This is a genomic window from Curvibacter gracilis ATCC BAA-807, assembly GCF_000518645.1.
Taxonomy (GTDB): Bacteria; Pseudomonadota; Gammaproteobacteria; order Burkholderiales; family Burkholderiaceae_C; genus Curvibacter; species Curvibacter gracilis.
In genome coordinates this window covers 1-26,036 of the sequence record NZ_JADZ01000013.1, presented here as the reverse complement: position 1 = coordinate 26,036, position 26,036 = coordinate 1, and the positions used below count along the sequence as shown (strand labels likewise).

Genomic DNA, 26,036 nt, shown 5'->3' with positions numbered 1-26,036 from the left:
CCCAGAGGCCATCCTGCCTGCGCGCTCAGCGCAAGGCAGGCACGGAGCGCAGGGCACGCACGGCCCCCTCGCCAAAGGCCGCACCGAAGCGTTTGGCCAGGCGCTCCGCCACGTTGTCGCGGCGGGTGTAATCCACCAGGTCTTCGGCCTTGACCACTTCGCGAGCCACGTAATCCAGGTTGCCGAGTTGATCGGCCAGACCCATCTCAACCGCCTGCTCACCGGTCCAGAACAGACCGCTGAACATTTCAGGCGTTTCCTTGAGACGCTTGCCGCGCCCATCCTTCACCGCCTTGATGAACTGCTGGTGGATCTGATCCAGCATGGCCTGGGCAAACACACGCTGACGCTCGGTCTGCGGGCTGAACGGGTCCAGAAAGCCCTTGTTTTCGCCGGCCGTCATGAGGCGCCGCTCCACGCCCAGCTTGTCCATCAGGCCCGTGAAGCCGAACCCATCCATGAGAACACCAATGCTGCCCACGATGCTGGCCTTGTCGACAAAGATCTGATCGGCTGCTGCCGCGATGTAATAGGCCGCCGAGGCACACGACTCTTCCACCACCACATACACCGGCTTGGAATGCTTGGCCTTCAGGCGGCGGATCTCGTCGTTGATGATGCCGGCCTGAACCGGGCTGCCGCCTGGCGAGTTGATCAACAACACCACCGCCTGAGCGCCGTCGTCCTCGAAGGCGCTGCGCATGGCCGCCACCACAAACTCGGCACTGGCGTCCGCTCCAGCCGCAATCTCGCCCTTGATTTCGACCACGGCCGTGTGAGGTGTGCTTTTATCAGTGACAGGGGCTGCACGGCTGAAAAGCATCCAGGCACTGACCGACAGCAGCACCAACCAAGCCAGGCGGATCACATTGCGCCAACGCCGCGCCGCCTGCTGCTCGCGCAGCGAGGCGAAGGCCAGCTTTTCAAGCGTTTCACGCTCCCAGCCGGAGGGGAGGGGCGAAGCGGATGCGGTAGAAGAAGGCGCCGCAGCGGACACCGTCGGCGCAACAGGCTCGGGAGCCGGCGTCGACACGGGCTCATCGGTGGGTTCGGGCGTGCGGGGATCCGTCATCTCAGAATTCAACAGGGTGCAGGTTGTAGGCAGTATGCCAGTGCACCACGCCATCCATTTCCGAGAGCTCGATGCGGATCAAGCCACTTCGGCAGGGGCCACCTCGGCACTGACCGGTGTCGGGCGCATAGACCGCACCATGGGTGGCACAGAGCAACCACCGCCCCGAATCATCGAAGAAACGATTGGGCTGGTAGTCCATCTCCATGGCCACGTGGGTGCAGCGGTTCAGGTAAGCGTGGGCACGACCCTCATAGCGTATGGCAAAGGCACGGCAGGTCTGCCCGGCATAGACCACATCGAAGGGCACTCCGTCCCCACTGTCGACCAGATCGTTGCTGTTACACAACGGAATCATCGCTTCCATCACCCCTCCCCGGCCGCGCGAGCCCCGGCGCGGCCTTCAGTTCAAGCGTTGTTGAGCAGCCACTGGTGCAGATCAGCCACCGAATGCGCCACATGGCGCGGTCGCAAGGCGTCGAATGCATCCGGCTCATGGGCACCATAACTCACCCCCACACTGGCGCAGCCGGCGTTCATCGCCATCTGCAGGTCATGGGTGGTATCGCCAATCATCAAAGTGCGCTCAGGCGCCACATCAAACTCGGCCATCAGCTCGTGCAGCATGCGAGGGTCGGGCTTGCCCGCCGTCTCATCGGCGGTGCGCGAGCCGTCAAACACCCCGCGCAAAGCCACCGAATGCAAAGCTTCGTTCAATCCCCGCCGGCTCTTGCCCGTGGCCACCGTGATGATGTGCTGACGCTCACGCAAGGAGGCCAACAGAGGCAGCACGCCGTCAAACAGGGCGATGTCGTCCTGATGTTTCAGATAGTGAAAGCGGTAACGATTACCCAATTCAGGGTACTTCTCAGGCGGCACATCCGGTGCCGCATGGGCCAGGGCCTGCATCAAGGCCATGCCGATCACATAAGAAGCCGCCTCATCGCTCGGGCGCGCCCCGCCGACATCCACCACCGCCGCCTGGATGCAGCGCACGATGATCTGAGTGGAATCAAACAGGGTGCCGTCCCAATCGAAGGCGATCAGGTCGAACTGGCGGGGGCGGCTGGAGGCGGTCATGGGCTGGTGTCGGCGTTGGGATTGGCGTCGATGAAGGATTGCAACTCGGGCGGCAGGGGCAATTCCAACTGGATCGCCTCGCCGCTGGCGGGGTGCTTGAACTGTAACCGCCAGGCATGCAGGAACATGCGCTTGAGGCCGTGCCTGACCAGGCGCTTGTTCAATTCGAAATCACCATATTTGTCGTCGCCCGCAATCGCATGCCCGCTGCTGGCCAGGTGCACCCGGATCTGGTGCGTGCGGCCAGTCTTGATGGTCACCTCCAGCAGCGAGAACGCCGGCAAGCCCGCCAACTGAACCGCGGGCAAGCCCGAACGCACGCGCACCAGGGTGACCGCACGCATGGCATCCGGGTGGTCCTTGTCGACCACCTTCACACGCCGCTCACCATCCGGAAGCAGGTACTTGTGCAGGGCCGAGTCGATCACCTTCTTGTTGACCGGCCAGGCCCCGATGGCCAGGGCCAGGTAGGTCTTGCCAGTCTCGCGGTCGCGGAACTGGTCTTGCAGGTGCGTCAGCGCCGAGCGCTTCTTGGCCAACAGCAGGATGCCCGAGGTCTCCCGGTCCAGCCGGTGCACCAGCTCCAGAAAGCGCGCCTGCGGTCGCGCCTGGCGCAATTGCTCGATCACGCCAAAGCTCACGCCGCTGCCGCCGTGCACCGCCACACCGGCGGGCTTGGCAATGGCCAGCAGATGATCGTCCTCGAAAAGAACCGGGAACTCGCGCGCCGGCGCCGGGGCGTCGGCCTTCTCGGCGGCGCGCTCAGATAGACGGACGGGCGGCACGCGCACCGAATCCCCGGTCTGAACCCGGGTATCGGCGGCCACCCGCCCCTTGTTGATGCGCACTTCACCGCTGCGGATGATGCGGTAGACATGCGTTTTCGGCACCCCTTTGAGGTGCCGGATCAGGAAGTTGTCGAGGCGCTGGCCGGCGGATTCTTCGTCCACCAGCAAGAGGCTGGCCGCAGCTGCGGCGGGCTTGATTTGAGGGCCGACTTTGCCCTCTATAATGTGTTTCACTAGCGCTTTGCTGTAACTGGTTGATTCGTCTGGAGTTTAGTCCAGTCCCACTTCCGCGGCGCTGGCAAGGTCGATGCCGACTGACTTGTGAGCTGTAGATCACGCACCAGAGTTCGTGATGACAGTGTCCCAAAGCCAGATGGGCCGGCACTTTGAAACACCGATACGGAATACCCATGCCTGAGAGCCCGCTGAAATTGCCGGGGTCTCGGGCGGATCAAAGCGAGACAACCTGTGCTGATGGCGCTGATTCAGACCTGCTTGCGGTGGCTCATGCCACCGTCAAATGGCATGCAATCGCCCATGGTGCCCGCCTACCGGTCACCTGACGCCGCACCCTTTGCGGCCACACAGCCCCTACACTCACTCGCCCCCATCCACGCGCCCCCGCCCGATACCTGAGCCACCAGCTCAGGCGTCTGTGCACCCACGGCAATTCCCTTCGTTTCAAAGCGTCTGTTCCGGCATCGTTGGCTCATTTCGGGCCTGTTGAAGATTTGACGATTGCATGGACCTACAGGGTCCAGGAAGGACACGCATCATGAAGCGGATGCTGATTAACGCCACCCAGGCGGAAGAACGCCGTTTGGCCATCGTGGACGGGCAGAAACTGCTCGACTACGAAATCGAAATCGAAGGGCGCGAACAGCGCAAGGGCAACATCTACAAGGCCGTCGTCACCCGCTTCGAGCCCAGCCTCGAAGCCTGTTTTGTCGACTACGGCGAAGACCGCCACGGCTTTCTGCCCTTCAAGGAAATTTCGCGCCAGTACTTTGCCCCGGGCGTGTCGCCCAGCCAGGCGCGCATCAACGACGTGATCCGTGAAGGCCAGGAACTGCTGGTCCAGGTCGAAAAGGAAGAACGCGGCAACAAGGGCGCGGCCCTGACCACCTTCGTGAGCCTGGCCGGCCGCTACGTGGTGCTGATGCCCAACAACCCCCGCGGTGGCGGTGTCTCGCGCCGCATCGAAGGCGAAGACCGGGCCGAGCTCAAAGAAGCCATGGACCAGTTGGAATACCCCAACGGCATGTCCATCATCGCCCGCACGGCCGGCATCGGCCGCAGCGCCCCTGAACTGCAGTGGGACCTGAACTACCTGCTCAAGCTCTGGACCGCCATCGACGGCGCGGCCAAGGGCGGCAAGGGCGCCTACCTGATCTACCAGGAATCGAGCCTGGTGATCCGCGCCATCCGTGACTACTTCAACCACGACATCGGCGACATCCTGATCGACACCGACGACATCTACGAGCAGGCGCACCAGTTCATGGCGCACGTCATGCCCGAGCATGCCGCCCGCGTGAAGCGCTACCGCGACGATGCCCCGCTGTTCAGCCGCTTCCAGATCGAACACCAGATCGAATCGGCCTACGCCCGCACCGTGACCCTGCCCTCGGGCGGCGCCATCGTGATCGACCACACCGAAGCCCTGGTGTCGGTGGACGTCAACTCGGCGCGCGCCATCAAGGGCGGCGACATCGAGGAAACCGCCACCCGCACCAACCTGGAAGCCGCTGACGAAGTGGCGCGCCAGATGCGTCTGCGCGATCTGGGGGGACTGATCGTGATCGACTTCATCGACATGGAAGAGTCGAAGAACCGCCGCGAAGTGGAAAACCGCCTGCGCGACGCGCTGCGCCAGGACCGCGCCCGCGTGCAGTTCGGCACCATCAGCAAGTTCGGCCTGATGGAAATGAGCCGCCAACGCCTCAAGCCGGCGCTGTCGGAAGGCTCATCCATCCCCTGCCCGCGCTGCGGTGGCTCGGGCCACATCCGCGACACCGAAAGCTCGGCGCTGCAGATCTTGCGCATCATCCAGGAAGAGTCCATGAAGGACAACACCGCCGCCGTGCACGTGCAAGTGCCGGTCGAGGTGGCCTCGTTCCTGCTCAACGAAAAGCGCACCGAGATCGCCAAGATCGAGGTCAAGCAGCGCCTGAGCGTGATGCTGGTGCCCAACAAGGCCCTGGAAACCCCGCACTACAAGCTCGAACGCCTCAAGCACGACGACCCGCGCCTGGACCACATGGAAGCCAGCTACAAGATGGCCGAAGTGATCGAGGACCCGACCACCGTCACCCGCCGTTCGCAAGAGCCCACCAACAAGCAGACCCCGGTGATCAAGGGCGTGCTGCCCGACGCCCCGGCGCCCCAGGCCCTGCCCAAGCCCGAAGGCGCGCCCTCGGCCGCCCGTGGCCGCCCGGCCGACAAGGCCGCTCCAGCCGCACCGGCTGCCGCGCCCGCCCCGGCAGTGCCCGCAGACACCGGCTTCTTCGGCTGGCTCAAGGGCTTGTTCGGCGTGAAGCCCGTGGTGGCACCCGCTCCGGCGCCTGTGGCCACCGAGGCCAAGAAGGACGAAAAGCGTGAAGGCCGCAACGGCGAACGCGGCGAGTCGCGCAACGGCGAAGGCCGTGGTGGCCGCCGTGGTGAGCGTGGCGAACGGGGCGAAGGCCGCGAGAACCGCAATGGCGAGCGCACGGAACGTGGCGAAGGCCGCGGCCCGCGTCGCAATGGTGAACGTGGCGAGCGCGGCGAAGGCCGCAACGGTGAGCGCGGTGAACCGCGCGCCCCGCGTGACGGCGAAACCCGCGCCCCGCGTGGCGAGCGCCCCGAGGGCGAGGCCCCGCGCCGCGAAGGCCGCCCGGACCGCGCCCCGCGTGAGCGCCGCCCCGAGAACCAGGGTGCCAACGGCGCCCCGGCCGAGCTGCGCAGCAACGGCCTGAACGAAGCGGCCCCCGAAGCAGCCGTGGCCAACCTGGCCCTGGATGAAGCGGGCAACCCGGTGAACACCGAGGCTCGCGCCGAACGCCCGCGCCGTGAACGTGGCGAACGTGGCGAGCGCCGTGAACGCGGCCCGCGCCAGGACCGTGCCCCACGCACCGAAGGCCAGGGCGATGCACCCCAGGCTCCGGAAGGCAGCAACCTGATCGAAGCCTCGGCTGAGGCCCAGGCCGAAGGCCAGGGTCGCGCCACCCCGGTGGAAGGCGGCGGCGAGGAACGCCGTGAACGCCGTTCGCGTGACCGTTACGGCCGTGACCGCCGTGAGCGCCAAGGCGAACGCGCACCACGCGACGGCCAGGCCAATCCGGAAGGCCGTGAAGGCCAGGAACAGGCTGAGTTCGAGCCCCGCGCCAGCTACTTCAGCAACGTGACCCCGGTCGAGCCCGCAGCCGCCCCAGCCGAAGCCTGGGTGGCCCCGGTCGAGGCCGCAGCACCGGCACCGGCCCAAGCCGAGGCGCCTGCCCAGGTGGTCGCCGAGATCGCTGCCCCGGTGGTCGCCCAGGCACCTGTCGCGGCTCCGGTGGAAGCCGGCCTGCCCAAGGTGCAAGCCTTTGAGCTGCCGATCCCCACGCTGCAGGAACTGGCGCAAAGCGCCGGCCTGGAATGGGTCAACTCGGACGCCGACAAGGTGGCTGCCGTGCAGGCCGCCATCGCTGCCGAGCCCAAGCCGGTGCATGTGCCCCGCGAACGCCCCCCGCTGGTGGTGCTTGACGAAGGCCCACTGATCCTGGTGGAAACCCGCCGCGATCTGAGCGAGCTCAAGCTGCCCTTCGAACAGCAGGCCTGAGCCCCGGCCGGTCTGAACCGGCCGCTGCCCTGATCCAGCCCGGCCCCTCTTGGGGGTGCCGGGCTTTTTTCATAGGGCTCGGCCCAATCCAGGGTGCCCCGCCGGGTCTCCGGCTTGTGGGCACAATCAGGCGCTGACAGGCCCACCGGGTGGCGCATTCAGCTGCCCGATGCCCCTCCGCCCTACCCGCTTCGACACCCACGCCATGCTGTTCCTGATCTCTCCTGCCAAGTCCCTCGACTACGACACGCCCGTGCCTGCCGAGCTGCCGCACACCCTGCCCCAATTCCTGCCGCAGTCCCGACAACTGATCGAGGTGCTGCGCCAGAAGACCCCGGCCGACATCGCCAGCCTGATGAGCTTGAGCGACAAGCTGGCCAGCCTCAATGTGGCCCGCTACGAGGCCTGGTCGAACCGGTTCACCGCTGACAACTCCCGCCAGGCCGTGCTGGCCTTCAATGGCGATGTGTACGACGGCCTGCAGGCGCGCAGCCTCTCGGCAGAAGACCTGCAATGGGCTCAGCAACACCTGGCCATCCTGAGCGGCCTGTACGGTGTGCTGCGCCCCCTGGACCAGTTGCAGCCCTACCGCCTCGAAATGGGCACCCGCCTGGCCAACCCGGGCGGCAAAGACCTCTACCAGTTCTGGGGCCCGCAGATTGCCGATCATCTCAACCAGCGCCTGCAGGCCGACGCCTCACCGGTGGTCGTCAACCTGGCCTCGCAGGAGTACTTCAAGGCCGTGCAGCAGAAAGTACTCAAGGCCCGGGTCATCGAATGTGTGTTCGAAGACTGGAAAGACGATCGCTACAAAATCATCAGCTTCCATGCCAAGCGGGCCCGAGGTCTGATGGCACGTTACGCCATCACCCACCGGGTCAACCTGCCCAGCCAGCTCGAGGGCTTTGACCTCGACGGCTATGCCTTCCAGCCCGCCGCGTCTGAAACCGATCGCCTCGTCTTCCGGCGCCGCCTGGGCTGACCGGTCTGGCGCCAGTCCGCCCGGACAGCCTGAACCGCCTTTGCGCCGGCCGGCACCTGAAGTCGGGCCGCACGACCGTCGGGGCAACCTAGAGTGCCTTTCATTTTTGAAAGGCACGCCCATGTCCCCACCCTCCTCCCAGTCCTCACCGCGCCGGACCACGATCCGCACCGCTGCCGCCCTCGCACTGGCCCTGGGTTGCGCCCACCTGGCGCAAGCCGACGAGCCCGGCCACGCCCACTGGGCTTATCGCGGCCCCCACGATGCGGCGCATTGGGCGGAGGTCGACCCCGACTTCAAAGGCTGCAAGACCGGCCACCAGCAATCCCCCATCGACATCCGCCACGCCATCCGGGCCGACCTGCCTCCGTTGGAATGGGACTACCGCGCCAGCCCCGCCAGCGTGCTCAACAATGGCCACACCCTGCAGGTCAACCTGAGCCAGGCCGGCGCCCTGCTGCTGGACGGCGAGCGCTTCGAGCTGCAGCAGTTCCACTTCCACACCCCCAGCGAAGAGCGGGTCAATGGCCGATCTCACCCCCTCGAGGCGCACCTGGTGCACCGCAACGCCAGTGGGGAACTGGCGGTGCTGGCCGTCTTCATCGATCAAGGGACGGCCAACACCGACCTGCAGGCCGTGTTCGACCATCTGCCCGCCAAGGCCGGAGAGACACAGACCTTGACCAGCCCCCTGCAGGTCAGCGACTGGTTGCCCGCGTCCCGGCGTTACTACCGCTATCGAGGCTCGCTGACCACGCCGCCCTGCAGCGAAGGCGTGCGCTGGCAGGTGCTGCAGCAGCCCATCACCGCCTCGGCCCAGCAGATCCGGGCGTTTCAGCGCCTGTACCCCTTCAACGCCCGGCCCATCCAGCCCTTGCACGGGCGCCGGGTCGAAGCCAACTAGCGCTTGCGCCGGGGAGGCTGGCTTGGCGTTAGCATTGGCGCCTCATCCAGCCCTCACCGACTCCCGATGACCCAGACCTCCAGCACCACCACCACGCAAGCCATCACCCCCGCCCTGCGCCAATGGATCGTCGAACAGGCCGAAGCCGGCCACGACGCCCCCAGCGTGCTCAAGGCCATGCTGGCCTCGGGCTGGACTGAAGAGGTGGCCATCGAGGCCATGGAGATCACCCTCGGCGACCACCTCGAAGCCCGGGCCCTGCGCCAGGGTCTGCCCGCCCGCAGCCCGGTGCCCGAACCCGCGCTGGCCGAATCCCCCCTGCGCGTGGATGCCGGCGACCGGCAGGTGCCCGTGCTGCTGGCCATGGTGCAGCCGCGCGTCGTGGTGTTCGGGCAGTTCCTGTCAGATGAAGAGTGCGATGCCCTGATCGCTGCGGCCAGCCCGCGCCTGGCACGCTCGCGCACCGTGGCCACCCAGACCGGGGGCGAAGAGGTCAGTGTGGACCGCACCAGCGACGGCATGTTCTTCTCGCGCGGCGAAAGCCCGCTGATCCAGCGCATCGAACAACGCATCGCACGGCTGCTGAACTGGCCCGTCGAAAACGGCGAGGGGCTGCAGGTTCTGCACTACCGACCCGGCGCCGAATACAAGCCCCACTACGATTACTTCGACCCCGGCGAGCCGGGCACCCCCACCATCCTCCAACGCGGTGGTCAGCGTGTGGGCACCCTGGTCATGTACCTCAACGAGCCCGAAAAAGGCGGCGGCACCACCTTCCCTGACGTGCACCTCGAAGTCGCGCCGCAGCGCGGCAACGCGGTGTTCTTCAGCTACGAGCGCCCCCACCCCAGCACCCGCACCCTGCACGGCGGCGCGCCGGTGATCGCCGGCGAGAAATGGATCGCCACCAAGTGGCTGCGCGAACGCGAATTCAAATGACCCCCATGACCAACACCCCAGAGCAATCCCAGCTCGGCAAGGCCTCGGCCTACGTCGACCAGTACCAGCCCAGCCTGCTGTTCCCGATCCCACGCCTGGGCAAGCGCGAGGAGATCGGCATCTCAGGCAGCCCGCCGTTCTTCGGAGCCGACCTGTGGACCGCCTTCGAGCTGTCCTGGCTCAACCAGCGCGGCAAGCCGCAGGTGGCCATCGCCCATGTCACCGTGCCCTGCGAAAGCCCCAACATCATCGAGAGCAAGTCGTTCAAGCTGTACCTCAACAGCTTCAACAACACGCGCTTTGCCGATGCCAGCGAGGTGCAGGCCCGGTTGCGCGCCGACCTGAGCGAGGCCGCCTGGCGTGGCGCCCCGCACCCTGGCAGCGTGGGTGTCAAATTGCTGGCCCCCGAGGTCTTCGACCGCGAACCGGTGCACGAGCTCGACGGCCTGAACCTGGACCGGCTGGACATCGAATGCCAGCACTACACCCCGGCCCCTGAGCTGCTGAGCACCCAGGCGGGCGAGGCCCCGGTGACCGAGACCCTGACCAGCCACCTGCTGAAAAGCAATTGCCTGGTCACCGGCCAGCCCGACTGGGGCAGCGTGCAGATCCGCTACAGCGGCGCCCAGATCGACCAGGCCGGCCTGCTGGCCTACCTGGTGAGCTTCCGCAACCACAATGAGTTTCACGAGCAATGCGTGGAGCGCATCTTCATGGACCTCTGGCGCCGCTGCCAGCCGATCAAGCTGTCGGTGTATGCACGCTACACGCGGCGCGGCGGGCTGGACATCAACCCTTTCCGCACCAGCCATCCCCAGGCTCTGCCGGCCAACACCCGCACCGCCCGCCAGTGAAGCCTGCGGTGGGCAGGGCCCGACTCAACTGAGCCGGAACACGCTGACCGAGCGCTGCAAGGAGCGCGCGCTCTGGCTCAGGGTCTGGGCGGCGGCGGCAGATTCTTCGACCAGCGCGGCATTCTGCTGCGTGGTCACGTCCAGTTGCGTCACCGCTTCGTTGATCTGGCTCAGCCCCGTGGACTGTTCACGCGCCGCCGCACTGATCTGCCCCACCAACGTGCTGACCCGCGACACCGAGGCCACCACCTCTTCGATGGTGTGCCCCACGCCCTGCACCTGACGGGCCCCATCGCTCACCTGCTGGGCCGAGTTGCCGATCAGCTCGCGGATCTCCTTGGCGGCCGTGGCACTGCGCTGGGCCAGGGCCCGCACCTCGGAGGCCACCACGGCAAAGCCCCGCCCCTGCTCGCCCGCCCGGGCGGCCTCGACCGCCGCGTTGAGGGCCAGGATGTTGGTCTGAAACGCAATGCCCTCGATCACGCCGATGATCTCGCTCATCTTGGCGGATGATTGCTCGATGGCGCCGATGGCCTGGGCGGCATCACGCATGGCGGCCCCTCCCCGCTCGGCCAGCGCCAGGCTTTGCTCGCTTTCATGCGACACCTTGCCTGAGGTGTCGGCCGTCTGGCGCACGGTGCTGGAGATCTCCTCCATGGAGGCCGCAGTTTCCTGCAGGCTGCTGGCCTGGGTCTCGGTGCGGCCCGACAGGTCGTCAGCACCCTGGGCGATCTCGCCCGCCGCCTGGGTGAAGCCCGCCACCTCGAAACGCACATCGCCCACCACCGCCTTGAGGTTGACCTGGATCTGCTGCAGCCGCTGCATCAGGCCCCCCAAAGGTTCCGGGTAGTTGACTGCCACCGAGGTGGACAGGTTGCAGCCCGACAGGTCACCCGCAAAACGCACGGCCTCGTTCAGGCTGCGGCTGACCCTGGCATGGAACCAGGCCACCACCCCGATGCCCCCCAGCAGCAGCACGGCCAGGCGAATGCCCATGGCCAGGCTGGCCGAGGCCCCCATCAGATCAGGCAGCACCACCCCACAGCCGATCAGAAACAACCACAGCCCCAGGGTGCTGGGCAGGTCCAGACGGGTCAGGCGCAGCAGACGGGCACTCCAGTCGCGGCTGATCACCTTGCCACCACGCAGCATCACCGAGGCACGCCCTTGCTCTTCATCGCGACGCAAGCGCTCGTACAGACGCTCAGCATCCTGCACCTGCTCACGGGTGGGCTTGATGCGCACCGACATGTACCCGGTGGGTTTGCCGTTGGACATCACGGGGGTCACGTTGGCATACACCCAGTAGTGGTCACCGTTCTGGCGCCGGTTTTTCACCAGCCCCGTCCAGGGCCGACCGCGCCCAATCGTGGCCCACATGTCCTTGAAGGCCGCAGCCGGCATGTCCGGGTGGCGGATCAGGTTGTGGGGCTGACCGATCAACTCGTCGTAGGTGAACCCACTGACCTGCACAAAGGCGGGGTTGCAGTGGGTGATGACGCCCCGTGTGTCGGTGGTGGACACCAACAATTGGTCGTCGTCGAACACGTACTCGTGCTGAGACACCGGCAGATTGACGCGCATGTAGACCCCCATCCAGTAACAACTCAAAAAGTAGCACCGACAGGATTGGCGCTCGTCAGCCGTGACAGGACCGCGCCGCACATGCTGCGGCAGAGCGCCAACCCTCCCTGAGCCAGGCGCCTCTGGGTCGCCTCGGCCCTATTTTTATAAGAAATGACTGTAGCGCTTACCGCAGATCAACGGTTGATTCGCAGCAACAAAAAATGCGAGCATCGTCCGCCAAGCGAACACTGGATTCGTCAACCCAGTGTCTTGAAGGGGGTGAGGGCCGACAGCGAAGGGAAGGCCCCCGCGCGCTTTTGCTTCATGGCCAGCACCGCCTCGCGCACATGGGCGTTGCTCCAGATGGCGCCCTGCAGCCAGCCCATCTGGCGCAGCGAATCCTCCACCGAATGGTCGCGGGCGTAGTGGATGGCCTGCTTGGTGCCCCAGATCGCCACAGGGGGTTTGGCCGCGATCTCGCGGGCGCATTGCAGGGCCGCCGCCAGCGTGGCTTCGGCGCTCTCGAACACCTCGTTGACCAGGCCATGCGCCTGGGCCCGTTCGGCGCTCAGGCGGCGACCGGTGTAGGCCAGCTCTTTGACCAGGGCCTGCGGCAGCAGCTTGGGCAGGCGCTGCAGGGTGCCCACATCGGCCACCATGCCGATGTTGATCTCCTGCACACAGAAGAAGGCGTCGGCGCTGGCATAGCGGATGCAGCAGGCCGTCACCATGTCCACCGCACCGCCGATGCAGCCGCCCTGGATGGCCACGATCACCGGCATGCGCAAGGTCTCCAGGCGGGTGAAGGTGGCCTGCATATCGGTCAGCAGGTCGAACACCGCGGCCCGGCCCTCGGGGCTCTGGTCGTCCATGCTGATGGCGCCGGCAAAGGTGTCCAGCGACATGCCGGCACTGAAATGCTTGCCCGTGCTCGAGATCACCAGCGCTCGCGCCTGGCCCTCGCGGTTCAACTGCTCCAGCACCTCATCGAGCTCGCGCCAGAAGGTGGGGTGCATGGTGTTCAAGGCCTCGGGCTGGTTCAGCACCAGGTGGGCGATGTGGTCGGTCTGGGTCAGGGCAAAGCACTTCATGGGGTCTCCGTCTTGTCGAGGTGGCCAAGCCGCAAAACCGCTCGCGGCCGAACGTTTCAATTTAACGTGAGCGCCGATCAAGCCGCTGGCAAACGGGCGACAGCGACCAGCGGCCCAGGCTCAGAACAAGGGCTCGGTCAGCAGGTCCAGGCTGCGTTGCCCACCAGCGTCGGGCGCCACCACCTCGGGCGGCAGAGGCTGGCCATCCGGCCCCAGGCGCTGCAGACTGCCCACGCGCACGCCCAACAGGCGAAAACGCCGCGTCAGGTCCACCCGCTTCAGGCACTGGCCGGCCGCACGCCGGATCTGGGCCGCATCCGCCGTGGCTTGGGGCAGGGTCTGATCGCGGGTGACACTCTTGAAATCGTCATAGCGCAGCTTCACGCCGATGGTGCGCCCCACATAGCCCTTGCGCTGCAGGTCGGCCGCGACGCGCTCACACAGATGGGTGAACACGGCCCCCAACTCCGCCTTGTCGTGCACCGCGTGCAGGTCACGCTCGAAGGTGGTCTCGCGGCTCACCGACACCGGCTCGCTTTCGGTCACCACCGGGCGCTCATCGCGGCCCCAGGCGGCATCGTGCAGCCAGGCGCCATAGCTGCGGCCAAAATGGGCCACCAGCCAGGCCCGGTCGCGTGCCGCCAGATCGCCGATGGTGTGGATGTCGTGCGTGGCCAGGCGGGCTTCGGCCTTGGGGCCGATGCCGTTCACCTTGCGGCAGGCCAAGGGCCAGATCTTCGTCTGCAGATCAGCCTCGTGCACCACCGAGATGCCATTGGGCTTGTTGAACTCGCTGGCCATCTTGGCCAGCAGCTTGTTGGGCGCCACGCCCACCGAGCAGGTCAGGCCGGTCACGTCAAAAATCCGTTTCTGGATCAGGCGGGCCAGCACGCGGCCGCCCTCGCGCTGGCCACCGGGCACCTCGGTGAAGTCGATGTACACCTCGTCCACCCCACGGTCTTCCATCAGCGGGGCAATCTCGGTGATCTCCTGCTTGAACAGGCGCGAATACTTGCGGTACTCGTCAAAATCCACCGGCAGCAGGATGGCCTGCGGGCACAGCCGGGCCGCCTTCATCAGGCCCATGGCCGAACCCACACCGAACTGACGCGCCGCGTAGGTGGCGGTGGTGATCACGCCCCGGCCGGTGTAGCCCGACAGGCGCGCGAAGGCCTCCAGCGGCAGCGCCGCACCTGCCGCCAGCACCGCATCCTCCTTGCGTCGACCACCGCCGATCACCACCGGCAGCCCCTTGAGTTGCGGGTAGCGCAGCAGTTCGACCGACGCGTAGAAGGCGTCCATGTCGAGGTGCGCGATGCGCCGCAGCGGAGGGGGCGATGAGGCCGGCGGGTTCATGAGAGCCAAGCATAGCGCCCCAGACATCACCCCAAACCAACCGCAGGACTGGCGCTTTGCAAAAGCTGGAAGAGATGGCAGGGCTGGCCCGCAGACGGGTGAGGCAAACCTGAGATGCTTGGGGGCCATGCTCACGCCAGACGACTTTCTGCTGCCCCGCTCCGAGACAGTTGACTCGGTGGTCTACGCCAGCCGCGCCTGCTTCGAGGGCACCCCTCTGGCCCAGGTCAGGCACATTGGGGCCTCGGCTGCTGCGCGCAACGCTGCCATGGGGGTGGCCTCCACCCTGCTGTACCAAAGCGGCTGGTTTGTGCACTGGCTGGAAGGCCCGGGCACGGCCATCGACCAGGTGCTGACCCGCATCGCCCGCGATGCCCGCCACCGCCACATGCGCCTGCTGCACCGCGAGCCCGCCGAGCGCCGGCTGCTGGTGCCCTGGTCCAGCGCCGTCATGGAAAGCCCCGAGACCCCCGACAGCCTGGGCCGCCGCATCGACCAGTTCCGCCACGCCCGACGCCAGCGGCTGGCGCTGGCACCGGCCCAGCTGCTGCGCCTGCTGTCCACCCCCCTGGCCGGCACGGGTGGCAACCCCTTCCTGCCGCCACAGCCCCTCCAGCGCCTGATGGTCTGCGCCCGGCACAACGAGCACGCCACCAGCCTGGTGCATTGGCTGGCCAGAAAGCACCGGCGCAAGGTGGGACACGGCCGCTTCACAGGCGGGGAGGCCCCCAGCCTGTCGATCCGCTATGTCGATTTCGGGCAACAGGGCCAGCCCCGGCGCGTGGTGGCCCTGCCCCAATCCGGCCTGGAACTGGGCATCGTGCAGGCCTTGCTGGCCGACTACGGCCACCTGCTGTTGCTGTTCGAGGGCGATGCCGGGCACGACCGGCTGTTGATGCAGGACGCCCTGCGCTGCCTCACCCGGCTGGACCGGCAGCAGCGCCCCGGCCTCATCGGCCTGGGCTTCGCCCCCAGCCTGGAGGGCGAACTGATTGCCCTGGCCCAACAAGCCGGGCTGGACTTGCGCACCCTTGGCGAACCAGCCCCGGATGCCGCCGGCAACAACTGGTCAGCACTGTGGCCCTCCTTGCAAGCGTTGTTCAGGCTGGGGCCACCATCTGGGCCTCCGGGGTGAGAGGCAGAGCCCCACGCCCACCGCTCAGTCAGTACGGGCAGCAGGGTGGCCTTTGTGCAGGGTGTCGATCTGGCATTGGCCCGAGGGCAATTGAAATGGGAAAGTGCAAGCAGCCGACACTGCACATTCTTTGATCCCTGTCGAACACGTCATGGATCAGCGTTTTGACAACTCCATCTTCAGATATTGGATGCGCCAGTCGTTCAATTGAACATGGCAGGCTCCACGAACCTGTCCACTACCGGAGGCCACGGCGCCACTCGCCCCCACCGAGAACTCGCATTGATGGGCACTGAACCTCGCAAACTCTGTGGATGCCTTGTTCAACGCAGACACCGCCATCTGGTAATGCGTGACGGTGATATCCCCAGCCGTGCTTTGTTTTTTCAGTTTCAACACAGTGGCTCGCTCCAGGCGTCGCAGCTCGGCTTGGCTGTTTTGCTTGATTTTTTCGATGCAAATGACGCTGTCGGCGCCAGATCTTTCGGCGATGCACTGATCCACGGCCAGCGCATGGTCCTGACCACGCGAGTTTTGCGTTCCGCATAGAAGCGATAAACCCAACAGAACAAAGCACAGTTTCACGGTTGTTGACCTTTCTTGGCACGAGCGTCGAGGGCCCCTGTGACCCTTGTGGGTCCACCCTGTCAAATCCATCATCTGGTTGCTTGGGGGCCAGCCGCGCCCTGGGAAACATTCGGGCTTTCTGGCTAGAGAGGCTGGTCCACCCTCGGGTTGTCCGGATGGTGCACTCGCACCCAATGCGCCTCGGGGGTGCGCGTGTCCAGGTAGGCCAGGTCTTTGTAGCCAAAGCTCCACAGCACTCCGCCCATCGCTTGTAGTTGATGGGTGTCCACCCGGTCCACCGCCAGGTCGGTGTGGTAGCGCTCGATCTTGGCGTCGGGCTTGTGCAGGTCGTAGACGAGCAAGCTCAGAGTGCTGGCCAGCCAGACTTGTTGTTCGAAGAAGACCACCCCGGTGAAGTTCTGGTTGTCGTCCACGCCAGACACATCTCTGAAGCCCTCGCGGGCATTGCCCAACAGCACGGTGCCGTTGTGCCCCACCAAGGCGACGTGCCGCGCATCTTGTACCTCGATGGCGTTCAGCGCTTCGTCACTGGGCAGGGTCAGGCGTTGCCACTGGTGGCCATCGAAGTGCCAGGTTTCATCGCCCACCGCGTACAGGTCGTGCTCCGCGCTGCCACCCAGATCGCGAAACTCCACGCTGCCGTCCTGGGCGTCCAGCCAGGCGTCAAAGGCCTCGTCATCGTCGGGCGGGTCGTCAGAGACCGGGGCCTGCCGCATGCTGGCGGCCATGTCCACCCAGCGCCCCGTGGACAGGTTCTGGCCATCCCAGTTGAAGCGGTAGAACTGCCGGTGATCACCACACACATACAGCCCGTCGTCGACCGCCCGGATGCGGTTGACGTAGCCATAGCCTGCCGAGCCGGGGCCGAACACGCCGGCCTGGGGGATTTGGAAGATGTGATCCGGGCTGCCTCCGGGGCCGTAGAGGTTGACTTGGCCTTCCGCAGACAAAATGCACCGCCAAAACGTAGCAGGCCAGTAGGCGACAGACGCCATGACCCAGTCCTCGACGAGCTGACTGCGCCATGGTGAATCTGGTCGCAAGCCGGGAGCAAATGTCGAAATGACGCCTTGCCCTTCAACGGAGTCCAAAGACTCGCCCAGCAAAGGTAACTCTGGCTCAATGAGCGCCGCAGCCACCGTCGTTCTAAACAGATCCTCACGCATCGTCATCAGTCCTTTCTGCCCATCAATACATTCCGAACGTCATCCTTCACCTTGCCCGCATGCTTCACCGCCCGCACCACGGCCTACTCATGCACTTTGAACATCCCGTCGAGTTGCTTCTGGATCTCTGCCCGCGTGCACTGGCCCTGCGTGACCATTTCGATGACGCGTGACGGCATCTTTTGGGCCTGCCCAGCTTGAATCGCCCCTGAACTTGCTGTGCGGCAACCCGTTGGGGGTAGCCGCTGTAAACGGTGACCCAAGGACTGATATGGGGCAAGGATGCGCAGTGTTGCGCTTGTCGATCACGCGCAGCGTGTCCACCACCTGCAGCGTACCTTGCAGGGCTTGGCTCACATCTTGTTCGCTCAACTTGGGGGCCAAGGGAGCATAGGGGTTGCTCAGGTCCAACGGGACCATCACTCGTCGATGCGCTCGTTGTCCGGGTCGTGAATGCGCTCCCAGCGTTGGCCGTCAAAGCGGGCCAGGTCTTTGATGATCGAGCCGCCTGATTTGCCCGAACTCTTGTTGGCGCCGCCCACGCAGATGACCACGCCGCTTTGGTATCGCATCGTCCCAGGATTGACTGTGCTCCCCGCTTGGAGCCGACCCAGCAAAATCAACCCCGTCCGCGCGCCCTCACTTGCCAAGCCACAAAGGCGGCCGTGACAACAAGCCACAGCATCAGAAATAGATTGCTCACCATCGCGTCATACGCGGATTCACCATCCACCCAGATAAATTGCTGAATGATGGGCAGTTGAGGTGGGTACCACCAGCCAGCACGCATTGCGCCCCACCACCACACGCATGAGACGGCGAAGCACATGAATGTGGCGAGGCCATAGCCAATCCACACCCGCTTCAGATCAGGCTCTCGGATAACGGTGAACACAAACCCGAAAAACAATGCACCCAGTGCAAGCAGCGCCACATCATGTTCTGATGGGTAGGGCTCGATGAAGGCCATCGGCAGCCCAAAGAGCAGCGCAATAATGGTGGTTTTCAAGCGTGTAAAACGCATCGGCGGCAGCTCCTTCTCCTGAATCGCCACGGGCTACGGTGGTTCGGTTTTCATTCTCTTCCAACGGGCTTGCCGAGCCACTCACACCGCCAGGACGCGGGGTAGCAATCGCTGGCCCAAATCCATCAGATCAGAAATGGATTCCCAAACCCTGCAAGCCCTTGGCACACCGGGCTGCAGCCCTGGTCGGCACCTCTCCTTGGCCACCGCCCAGCACGCTGGCTGCCTTTTGCCAGCGTTCATCCTGGAGGATGGGCTGGAGGGCCAGCACCTCATCACGCAAGGCGGCCCAGGCCAACTTCTTCTTTTGCAACTCACGCAGGTACTCTTGGTACGAGCTCAGTGTGCACACAAAGGGCCCGTCTGATTCCGCTGGCTCAATGCGCTGCGAATCGCCCGCTTGCGGCTCAAGCCCTTGGCCTTGAACGACCGGCCCCGCCTCCTGCGCCAGCTCGGCCCACCCCTCTGGCGAAGGGCCGGGCGGCGTGCTTTGGCCCACCTGCTGCCAGACATCAAAGGGCAACTCTAGCATCATGCGCTGCATGCGTTGATCGCTGGGCAGATCGGTGCGCGCAAGGTACTGCCGCACTGCAGGCACCTCATCAAAGCGCTCGCCAAACAAATGGCGAAAGCTCAAAAAACCCAGAATGTCGGGTTGGCTGTCCAGCCCGTGCAACACCGCACGGTCCAGCCCACGGCGGGTGTGGGCCAGCAAAACCTCGTCCGGCCAATCGTCTGCATTGAGATGGGCTGCCTCGCGCACTGCCTGCGCCAGGGCCACTTCCTGCGCTTGCAGCGCCGCACGTTGCTGGCGGCGCTGTTCGGTCTTGTCGGACATCGTCATGCTGCATTCACTCCTCATTCGTCAGGTCTACAAGCCATAGCGGTCAAAGCGCCCAAACCACTGATCGCAGTCGCGCTGCCAGGCCTCATCGTCGGGGCCGTGCCCGACCTTGCTGCTCACAAAGTCATTGAGCACGCCTTGCACCCGGATGGGCTTGAACAGCCGCGCCGCCTCGCCAAAGCCCGCCGGCAGCGGCAGCCCGCTGTGCGTGTCGCACACGCTCGGAAACGGCCCCGCCTGCACCATCAGGCAGTTGCCCACGTCTTTGCCCGTCAGCCACTGGCTGGCCTGCACCTGCGCCCGCACCGCCTCGCGCCCGCCCAGCGGTTGCAACAGCGCATCGCTCACAAAATTGATCCAGTTGATGCTGGGCATGCCCTTGTTAAAAGCGGTTTTGTTCAGTGTGTCCGAACTGATGGCATCGATGCCCGCAAAGCGCTCCAGCCAGGGGTACAGGCGCTGCTGCGCCTCATTGCTCCACGAGATTTCTTCGGTGGGCGCCGGGATCACGCCCCAACCCGCCGTGGCCCACAGCGGCTGCAGAATCTGCACCGCCTGCTTGACAAAGCCCGCCGTGTCACCCCCACCCCGCACCCACGACACCGGGAAGCCAAAGCGCACCACACTGGGCGAGGGGCCTGAGCCCGGTGTGACATGCGTATCGCGAAACCACATCGATTTGGAGTCTCGGATAAACACCTTGCAGTAATGCGCCTGGGCGTGGTCGTCCCAGATCGCCGGGCCCCGCATCTTGAGGCTTTGCAGGCCCGAACCCATGCGGAAGCTGATGGCGTACTTCGGGTTGAGCGCGTTGTGTTTGAGTTCGCGCAGCTTGGCCTGGGCCCGTTCACCCAGATAAGGCAGAGGGCGCCCCCCCACCACCACACCATCTCCTGCAGCGGCACCACGCGGCAGTAGTGGTCAAACAGCGCCCAAAAGCGCTCGCGCACCGCCAACTGGTCACCGTCCAGAAACGCCATGTTCAGCATGAAGCCGCCGCGCGCCACCAGATTGTTGAGGTTGTCGATCACGCGCAGCGTGTCCACCACCTCCAGCGTGCCTTGCAAGGCTTGGAGCACGTCTTTTTCGCTCAGGTTCGGGTCTAAGGGGGGCATGGGGGTTCCTGGTGTCAACGGGCCGTGCTCATAGCCCATAGCGGTCAAAGCGCCCAAACCACTGATCGCAGTCGCGCTGCCAGTCCTCATCGTCGGGGCCGTGCCCGCCTTTGCTGCTCACAAAACTGTTGAGAACGCCTTGCACCCGGATGGGCTTGAGCAGCCGCGCCGCCTCGCCAAAGCCCGCCGGCAGCGGCAGCCCGCTGAGCGTGTCGCACACGCTCGGAAATGGCCCCGCCTGCACCATCAGGCAGTTGCCCACGTCTTTGGCCGTCAGCCACTGGCTGGCCTGCACCTGCGCCCGCACCGCCTCGCGCCCGCCCAGCGGCTGCAACAGCGCATCACTCACAAAATTGATCCAGTTGATGCTGGGCATGCCCTTGTGAAAAGCCGTTTTGTTCAGTGTGAATGAGCTGATCGCATCGATGCCCGCAAAACGCTCCAACCAAGGGTACAGGCGCTGCTGAGCCTCATTGCTCCACGAGATTTCTTCGGTGGGCGCCGGGATCACCCCCCAGCCCGCCGTGGCCCACAGCGGCTGCAGAATCTGCACCGCCTGCTTGACAAAGCCCGCCGTGTCGCCCCCACCCCTCACCCACGACACCGGGAAGCCAAAGCGCACCACGCTGGGCGAGGGGCCTGAGCCCGGTGTGATGTGCGTATCGCGAAACCACATCGATTTGGAGTCTCGGATAAACACCTTGCAGTAATGCGCCTGGGCGTGATCGTCCCAGATCGCCGGGCCCCGCATCTTGAGGCTTTGCAGGCCCGAGCCCATTCGAAAGGAATGCACAACCTTGGGATTGAAGCGGTAGGTACGCTCGTCTGCGATCTGCTTTTGGGCGCGTTCACTCAAAAAGGGCAGTGGCCGGCCAATGCGCCACCACACCATCTCCTGCAGCGGCACCACGCGGCAGTAGTGGTCAAACAGCGCCCAAAAGCGCTCGCGCACCGCCAACTGGTCACCGTCCAGAAACGCCATGTTCAGCATGAAGCCGCCGCGCGCCACCAGATTGTTGAGGTTGTCGATCACGCGCAGCGTGTCCACCACCTCCAGCGTGCCTTGCAAGGCTTGGAGCACGTCTTTTTCGCTCAGGTTCGGGTCTAAGGGGGGCATGGGGGTTCCTGGTGTTGGTAAGGGGTGAGGCGTCGATGGGGTGGCCGGAGATCAATGAGGCAGACCAGGGGCGACGTGGGGGGCGCGGTGCTTAAAACGCCAGCTTGAGGACTTGCAAGGCGCGTCCCAGCAACAAGCTCGCCCCCCTCCCGATCACACTGGTCACGCCACCGGTCAATGCGCTGGCGATCAAAGGCCACATCTCTTCGTTGAGCGGGTGCTCGATCGCCAGGGCCTGATCGCGCTGGGCCTCCCAGGCGCGGGCCTTTTGCAGCACGCTGGCGTTCTCTTTTGCCTCGTCTTCGTCGTCACACTTGCAACTTTGGGTTGTCATTGGCTTTTCATCGATCTTGTCCTCAAACAGATCCTTGTAGGCCTCCTGCTGGGTCATGTGGTCCGACCCGATCTCATTGCCGTAGCTGTCGCCCGGAAACTTCATCTCATAGGCCTTCTGAACATTGTCCAGCGTGGGGGGCTTGGCGCCATCCTTGACCACCACCACATCGGGGATGCGAGAGCCCGCGGGCCGGCCGCGGGTGGCACGCTTGGGGTTGTTGCGTGACATCTGGGGCTGGCGATCGATGTAGGGCACCTCGGCCTTGTAGTGCCCGCTGTAGCCATTGGCCCCGTCGGCGGCCCACAGCACATTCTTGACGCAGGCCTGCCGTCCACCGGTCTTGTTGCAACAGCAAAACAAGGTGCACAGGGCCCGGCTGTCGATCTCGTTCATGTAGTCTTTGCTGCGGCAGGCTTGGTTGCCGATCGGGGGCAGCACCTGGCACAGGCTGTCTGATTTTTTGAGCATGTCCAGGGCCCTGAAGCCGTACGCCAGGTGACCGCAGCCTGGGCCTCGGAAATTCTCAAGGGCGGCGGTGCTCATGGCGCCTCCTCGGGGTGGATGCCCAGGGGCGAGGGCCCGGGCGGTGTGCGGCGGCGCACCACGTCCCAGATGCCCAGGGGCAGCGTGAGCATCATGTGTTGCATGCGGTGGCCGCTGGGCAGGTCGGTGCGCGCCAGGTAGCGCCGCACCGCCGGAAACTCGTCAAAGCGCTCGCCAAACAGGTGGCGAAAGGCCAGAAAGCTCAGCAGGTCGGGCTGGGTGTCCAGGCCATGCAGCACAGCGCGGTCCAGGCCACGGCGGGTGTGGGCCAGCAAGGCATTGGCAGGCCAGTCGCGGGGGCCAAGCTGGGCCACCTCGCGCACGGCATCGGCCAGCATGGCTTCATGGGCCTGCAGCGCGGCGCGCTGCAGGCGGCGGAGTTCTGTGTTGGACAAAGGCATGTTGCTGCGCCCGTGCGTGGTTCAACGAAGGGGGTACAGCGCGCTGACCAGCTTGGCCGCGCCAAAGGTTTGGTGCAGCCAACTGGGGCGCACGGCGCTGGCCACCCACAACTGCCCATCCGGTCGGCAGGCGCCATAGCTGCCGATGACCTCGGCCCCAAAAAAATCTGACAGGTGGCCGGGGTTCAGGGCGGGCAACAGGGTCATCAGCACACGGGGGTCGTAGTAGCGCAGGTAGGCCAGACGGCCTTCGTGCTTCAACGTGAGAAAACGTTTGAAGTGGCGCTTCAGGCGCGCCGGCTCTTGCGCGCTGGTGCACCAGATGCCCCAGTGCTGCTGCCAGCCGCGTTCAAACCACTGGCGCAGCAGCGGGCTGTGCTCGTGCAGGTGCATCAGGTAGGGCGCATAGCGTGCGTAGCGCACAGCCGGGTCGCCGTCGTATAGGCAGGTCACTTCGCTGCGGGGTGGCTCAAGCTGCAGCCAGCCATACAGGCGGTCGTCGACCGCCGTGTCAACGATGGCGTAGGCTTGCTCGGCAGGCTGAGCCCTCAGGAGCCGGCGAACCGCCACGGCACAGGCGGCGGTGTATCGGTCGGGCACAGGGGGCGTGGGCGGCTTGTAGGGGGAGTGCATTTCAGTCGGCCCCCATCGAATGAAGCACGGCGGCCCCTGAACGGGCGGCCTGGGCCAGGCACTCGCCCTCATTGCGGCCTATGAGCACGGTGGGGCAACCCGCCACGATGATGCCGCCGTGAGCGGTCTTGTCGCCCAGGCGGGCGGCGGGCCGGCCACCGATGAGCACGGTGCTTTCGCCCTGGGTGATCGAATCCACCGGGCCGGCACAGGCGGCACGGTCACCCACACGGGCGGCGGGAGAGCCGCCGATGATGACGCTGGCTTCCCCCGACACAATGGGCCCGCCAACATGCGGTGTGGGCCCGGGCTCGATCATCGGGCAGGTGTGCATGTCGCCAATGCGTGCAGCAGGTTGTCCCATCAACAGCCCCCTCTTCAACTGTTGATCTTCACCAGCGGGGCATCGATGGTGATCAAGCCGGGCTTGAGTTCGATGGTGCTGGCCCCGCATTGCAGGCGGATGCTGCTGGCCCCGGTGATCACCACATCCTGCCCTTTGGCCTGCAACAAGGCACCGGCCTGCAGCGCCAGTTCCTGGCCGGCCTGGGTGAGGCTGTTGGCCTTGACGCGCAGCGCATGGTCGGCCCCCACTTCGATGGCCTGGTTCTTGCCAATCTGCTCGCTGTGGTTGTTGCCCACGGTTTTCTGGTCATCGTTGGCAATGGAGATGCTTCTGTCCTTGCCGATGCTCTGGCTGGCGTTGAGCCCCACCTGCTCGGATTTCTGCAAACCCACCGTGGTGTTCATCAAGCCGCCCACCGTGGTCTGGTAGGCGCCGCCAATGCTCAGCGCCTTGCCCAACCCGATGGTCTCGGCCTTGGCCAAGGTCACCGTCTCGGTCTTCAGGCCGCCCACCGTCACGCTGCGGTTGCCTCCGATGTGGATGGTCTCGTTGCGGCCCACGTCTTCGCTGCGGTTGTCTCCGATGCTGATGTGCTCGTCATGGTCCACCCGCTCGCTGCGGTTGTTGTGCACCGTGATGCGCTCGTCGTGCCCCACCGTCTCGGTGCGGTCGTTGCGGATGTGGCTGGTTTCGTCGTGGTCTATGGTCTTGCGCCGGTCGTGGCCCACCCATTTGTCTTCGTCGTGCTCCACCTCGCTCAACTGGTCTTTCTGGGCGTGCAGCCACAGCTGCTCTTGACCCTTCTTGTCTTCAAAGCGCAGCGCGTTGGCGTCCCCCACCCCGTTCTTGAGGCCCGCCCCCGGCGTGCCCCCGGGCGTGGAGCGGCTCAGCAGCCCGCTCATGCTGGCGTTGCCCGGCAGCGCCCAGGGCGGCATGTTCAGCGCGTTGTAGACCCGCCCGGTGATGATGGGGCGGTCGGGGTCGCCGTTTTCGAAGTCGACGATCACCTCTTGCCCGATGCGCGGCGTGGCGATACCCCCAAAGTTGCTGCCTGCCCAGGGCTGCGAGACGCGGATCCAGCAGCTGCTGTGTTCGTCGCGCTGGCCGTAGCGGTCCCAGTGGAACTGCACCTTGACCTGGCCATACTCGTTGGTGTGGATCTCTTGCCCGGGCGGGCCGGTGACGATGGCGGTCTGGGGGCCGGTGGTGAGGGGTTTGGGCTGGGTTTGAGGGCTGCGGAACACGTGCTTGGCCGGCTGCAGTTCAAAGCTGCAGTGGCAGCTGTAGCCCTCTTGCCCTGAGGCGTGGGCGCTTTCCTGGATCTGCAGCGTGGTGCTGAGCACCAGCCAGCGCTGGTTGGCCTTGTCCTGGGGGTGTTTCTGAAGGGTGAAGGTGCGCCCGCACTCGATGCCGCGCAGCTTGCCCGAGCCCTGGGCCCGGTTGCCGGGTGCGCCGGCCTCTTGCATGCGGGTGAGGCTGAGGTTGCGCCCTTCGTCGGGGTCGGCGTAGTCGCCCGGCCAGCGGTACAGCTCTTGCCCGGGGTGGCCGGTGTTGCGCGGCAGGGCGCTGCTTTGCTGCAGCCGCGCCCGCGGGCGGGTGAAGTCGAAGTCGTCGCTCACCCAGCGCCCGCTTTGCAGGCCTTCCTGGGTGCTGAACTGATGGCAGTACTCTTCGGTGAGCTTGGCGCCGTGCCCATAGTAGGCCACGGTGGCGTACGCGCCTTGGCAGGGCGGGTGGGCGCCCGCATCGTCGACCAGAATGAGACGGTGTTTGCCGCCCTCGTGCTGCCAGTGGTAGTACAGCCCCCACTCTTGCCACAACCGGCTCAGAAAGCCCAGGTCGGTCTCGCCGTACTGCACCTGAAACACCCGCCTCGGGTAGCTGTGGGACACGCGCAGCTCCATCGGGTAGGGGTAGTCGGCCAGCACCTGCTGGGTGATGCCGATGACGTCCAGGTCCTGAAAGATGCGGTGGTCGCTGGTGCGCGCGGCCAGGGCCAGCCAGGGCTGCAGGGTCACCTCGTAGAGGCTGCGCCGGTTCTCCGAGCGCAGGTAGCGGGCGCGGGTGACCAGGCCGTTGATCTCGCGCTGGCCGCCCCCGTCCAGCTCAATGCGCACGCCCGCCTCGCGGCCCACCATCTGCTTGTAGGGCAGGTTGGCCGTGACGTGCTCGCTCAGGTCGGGGCTGTCGGGGCTTTGCAGCACGACGCTGTACTCGAACAGCTCGCCCAGCGCTTCGCGCCCGCTCAGGTTATGCACTTCGAAGGCCGGGCTGCCCTTGAGTTCAAGGGCCACGGCAGACCAGTAGGTGACGGTGCGGGGCACGGTGACGATCCTCCCTGAAGGCGCTGTTG

At 65.4% G+C, this 26,036-nt stretch carries 25 protein-coding genes; 6 read left to right on the top strand and 19 right to left on the bottom strand.

Annotation, left to right across the window (positions count from 1 at the left end):
- Nucleotides 1–25: 25 nt before the first annotated feature.
- The 4 genes from L880_RS0111040 to L880_RS0111025 are packed head-to-tail and all read right to left on the bottom strand — an operon-like array spanning nt 26 to nt 3,174.
- On the bottom strand, nt 26–1,072 hold the full coding sequence (locus L880_RS0111040; RefSeq protein ID WP_027475727.1) for a S49 family peptidase: 1,047 nt from the start codon (nt 1,070–1,072) through the stop codon (nt 26–28).
- A gap of 1 nt (nt 1,073) precedes the next feature.
- Entirely contained in the window at nt 1,074–1,439 is a 366-nt protein-coding gene (locus tag L880_RS0111035; RefSeq protein WP_027475726.1) for a Rieske (2Fe-2S) protein, read from the bottom strand.
- A gap of 41 nt (nt 1,440–1,480) precedes the next feature.
- Nucleotides 1,481–2,152, bottom strand: coding sequence for an HAD family hydrolase (locus tag L880_RS0111030; protein ID WP_027475725.1), 672 nt, complete (start codon nt 2,150–2,152; stop codon nt 1,481–1,483).
- Nucleotides 2,149–3,174 carry an RluA family pseudouridine synthase gene (locus L880_RS0111025; protein ID WP_027475724.1) on the bottom strand — a complete coding sequence of 342 codons (1,026 nt, stop codon included), beginning with the start codon at nt 3,172–3,174 and terminating at the stop codon, nt 2,149–2,151. Before L880_RS0111025 ends, L880_RS0111030 begins: the two co-directional genes overlap by 4 nt.
- A gap of 541 nt (nt 3,175–3,715) precedes the next feature.
- On the opposite strand from L880_RS0111025, the gene L880_RS0111020 reads away from it, so the two are divergent.
- The 5 genes from L880_RS0111020 (at nt 3,716) to queF (ending at nt 10,421) form a co-directional block, all read left to right on the top strand.
- A complete protein-coding gene (locus tag L880_RS0111020) occupies nt 3,716–6,742 on the top strand; it encodes an Rne/Rng family ribonuclease (RefSeq protein WP_027475723.1) in 3,027 nt (1,008 codons plus the stop codon).
- A gap of 205 nt (nt 6,743–6,947) precedes the next feature.
- A complete protein-coding gene (yaaA, locus tag L880_RS0111015; protein ID WP_027475722.1) occupies nt 6,948–7,724 on the top strand; it encodes a peroxide stress protein YaaA in 777 nt (258 codons plus the stop codon).
- A 121-nt stretch (nt 7,725–7,845) separates the two neighbouring features.
- A complete protein-coding gene (locus tag L880_RS0111010) occupies nt 7,846–8,628 on the top strand; it encodes a carbonic anhydrase (protein ID WP_084461246.1) in 783 nt (260 codons plus the stop codon).
- Between the two features lie 66 nt (nt 8,629–8,694).
- Nucleotides 8,695–9,567 carry a 2OG-Fe(II) oxygenase gene (locus L880_RS0111005; RefSeq protein ID WP_027475720.1) on the top strand — a complete coding sequence of 291 codons (873 nt, stop codon included), beginning with the start codon at nt 8,695–8,697 and terminating at the stop codon, nt 9,565–9,567.
- A gap of 5 nt (nt 9,568–9,572) precedes the next feature.
- Nucleotides 9,573–10,421, top strand: a complete 849-nt coding sequence (queF, locus tag L880_RS0111000) for an NADPH-dependent 7-cyano-7-deazaguanine reductase QueF (protein WP_027475719.1) — start codon at nt 9,573–9,575, stop codon at nt 10,419–10,421.
- 24 nt (nt 10,422–10,445) lie between these two features.
- Here the strand turns inward: queF and L880_RS0110995 are convergent, their stop codons facing one another.
- The 3 genes from L880_RS0110995 to dinB all read right to left on the bottom strand — a co-directional run bounded on the left by L880_RS0110995 (nt 10,446) and on the right by dinB (nt 14,434).
- The gene (locus L880_RS0110995) at nt 10,446–12,005 is read right to left on the bottom strand and encodes a methyl-accepting chemotaxis protein (protein WP_027475718.1); all 1,560 of its coding nucleotides are present in this window, start codon (nt 12,003–12,005) and stop codon (nt 10,446–10,448) included.
- Nucleotides 12,006–12,244: 239 nt separating this feature from the next.
- Nucleotides 12,245–13,078 (bottom strand): enoyl-CoA hydratase-related protein, encoded by an 834-nt coding sequence (locus tag L880_RS0110990; protein ID WP_027475717.1) that lies wholly within the window; start codon nt 13,076–13,078, stop codon nt 12,245–12,247.
- A 120-nt stretch (nt 13,079–13,198) separates the two neighbouring features.
- Nucleotides 13,199–14,434: a DNA polymerase IV gene (dinB, locus tag L880_RS0110985; protein WP_027475716.1), complete on the bottom strand. Its 1,236-nt coding sequence runs from the start codon at nt 14,432–14,434 to the stop codon at nt 13,199–13,201.
- Between the two features lie 127 nt (nt 14,435–14,561).
- On the opposite strand from dinB, the gene L880_RS34370 reads away from it, so the two are divergent.
- Nucleotides 14,562–15,569, top strand: a complete 1,008-nt coding sequence (locus tag L880_RS34370) for a BLUF domain-containing protein (protein ID WP_051443251.1) — start codon at nt 14,562–14,564, stop codon at nt 15,567–15,569.
- A gap of 156 nt (nt 15,570–15,725) precedes the next feature.
- Here the strand turns inward: L880_RS34370 and L880_RS35600 are convergent, their stop codons facing one another.
- The 12 genes from L880_RS35600 to L880_RS32210 form a co-directional block, all read right to left on the bottom strand.
- Nucleotides 15,726–16,154: a hypothetical protein gene (locus L880_RS35600; RefSeq protein ID WP_157462805.1), complete on the bottom strand. Its 429-nt coding sequence runs from the start codon at nt 16,152–16,154 to the stop codon at nt 15,726–15,728.
- Between the two features lie 125 nt (nt 16,155–16,279).
- Nucleotides 16,280–17,107 carry a hypothetical protein gene (locus tag L880_RS0110970; protein ID WP_027475714.1) on the bottom strand — a complete coding sequence of 276 codons (828 nt, stop codon included), beginning with the start codon at nt 17,105–17,107 and terminating at the stop codon, nt 16,280–16,282.
- Between the two features lie 635 nt (nt 17,108–17,742).
- Entirely contained in the window at nt 17,743–17,895 is a 153-nt protein-coding gene (locus tag L880_RS35595) for a hypothetical protein (RefSeq protein ID WP_157462803.1), read from the bottom strand.
- Nucleotides 17,896–17,942: 47 nt separating this feature from the next.
- Complete coding sequence (locus tag L880_RS0110955) at nt 17,943–18,377, bottom strand: hypothetical protein (protein WP_027475713.1); 435 nt, start codon at nt 18,375–18,377, stop codon at nt 17,943–17,945.
- A gap of 100 nt (nt 18,378–18,477) precedes the next feature.
- Entirely contained in the window at nt 18,478–19,191 is a 714-nt protein-coding gene (locus L880_RS34365) for a hypothetical protein (RefSeq protein ID WP_157462801.1), read from the bottom strand.
- Between the two features lie 27 nt (nt 19,192–19,218).
- A complete protein-coding gene (locus L880_RS0110945) occupies nt 19,219–20,070 on the bottom strand; it encodes a type VI immunity family protein (RefSeq protein WP_245615094.1) in 852 nt (283 codons plus the stop codon).
- A gap of 264 nt (nt 20,071–20,334) precedes the next feature.
- Nucleotides 20,335–21,423, bottom strand: coding sequence for a type VI immunity family protein (locus L880_RS0110935; protein ID WP_027475710.1), 1,089 nt, complete (start codon nt 21,421–21,423; stop codon nt 20,335–20,337).
- Between the two features lie 91 nt (nt 21,424–21,514).
- The gene (locus L880_RS32220; protein WP_051443249.1) at nt 21,515–22,303 is read right to left on the bottom strand and encodes a hypothetical protein; all 789 of its coding nucleotides are present in this window, start codon (nt 22,301–22,303) and stop codon (nt 21,515–21,517) included.
- Nucleotides 22,300–22,704 (bottom strand): hypothetical protein, encoded by a 405-nt coding sequence (locus L880_RS0110925; RefSeq protein ID WP_027475709.1) that lies wholly within the window; start codon nt 22,702–22,704, stop codon nt 22,300–22,302. Before L880_RS0110925 ends, L880_RS32220 begins: the two co-directional genes overlap by 4 nt.
- A 21-nt stretch (nt 22,705–22,725) precedes the next feature.
- Nucleotides 22,726–23,337, bottom strand: a complete 612-nt coding sequence (locus L880_RS32215; RefSeq protein ID WP_051443248.1) for a DUF4123 domain-containing protein — start codon at nt 23,335–23,337, stop codon at nt 22,726–22,728.
- A gap of 1 nt (nt 23,338) precedes the next feature.
- Nucleotides 23,339–23,701, bottom strand: coding sequence for a PAAR domain-containing protein (locus L880_RS0110915; protein WP_027475708.1), 363 nt, complete (start codon nt 23,699–23,701; stop codon nt 23,339–23,341).
- 14 nt (nt 23,702–23,715) lie between these two features.
- On the bottom strand, nt 23,716–26,036 hold a 2,321-nt coding region (locus L880_RS32210; RefSeq protein ID WP_157462799.1), incomplete at its 5' end, for a type VI secretion system Vgr family protein.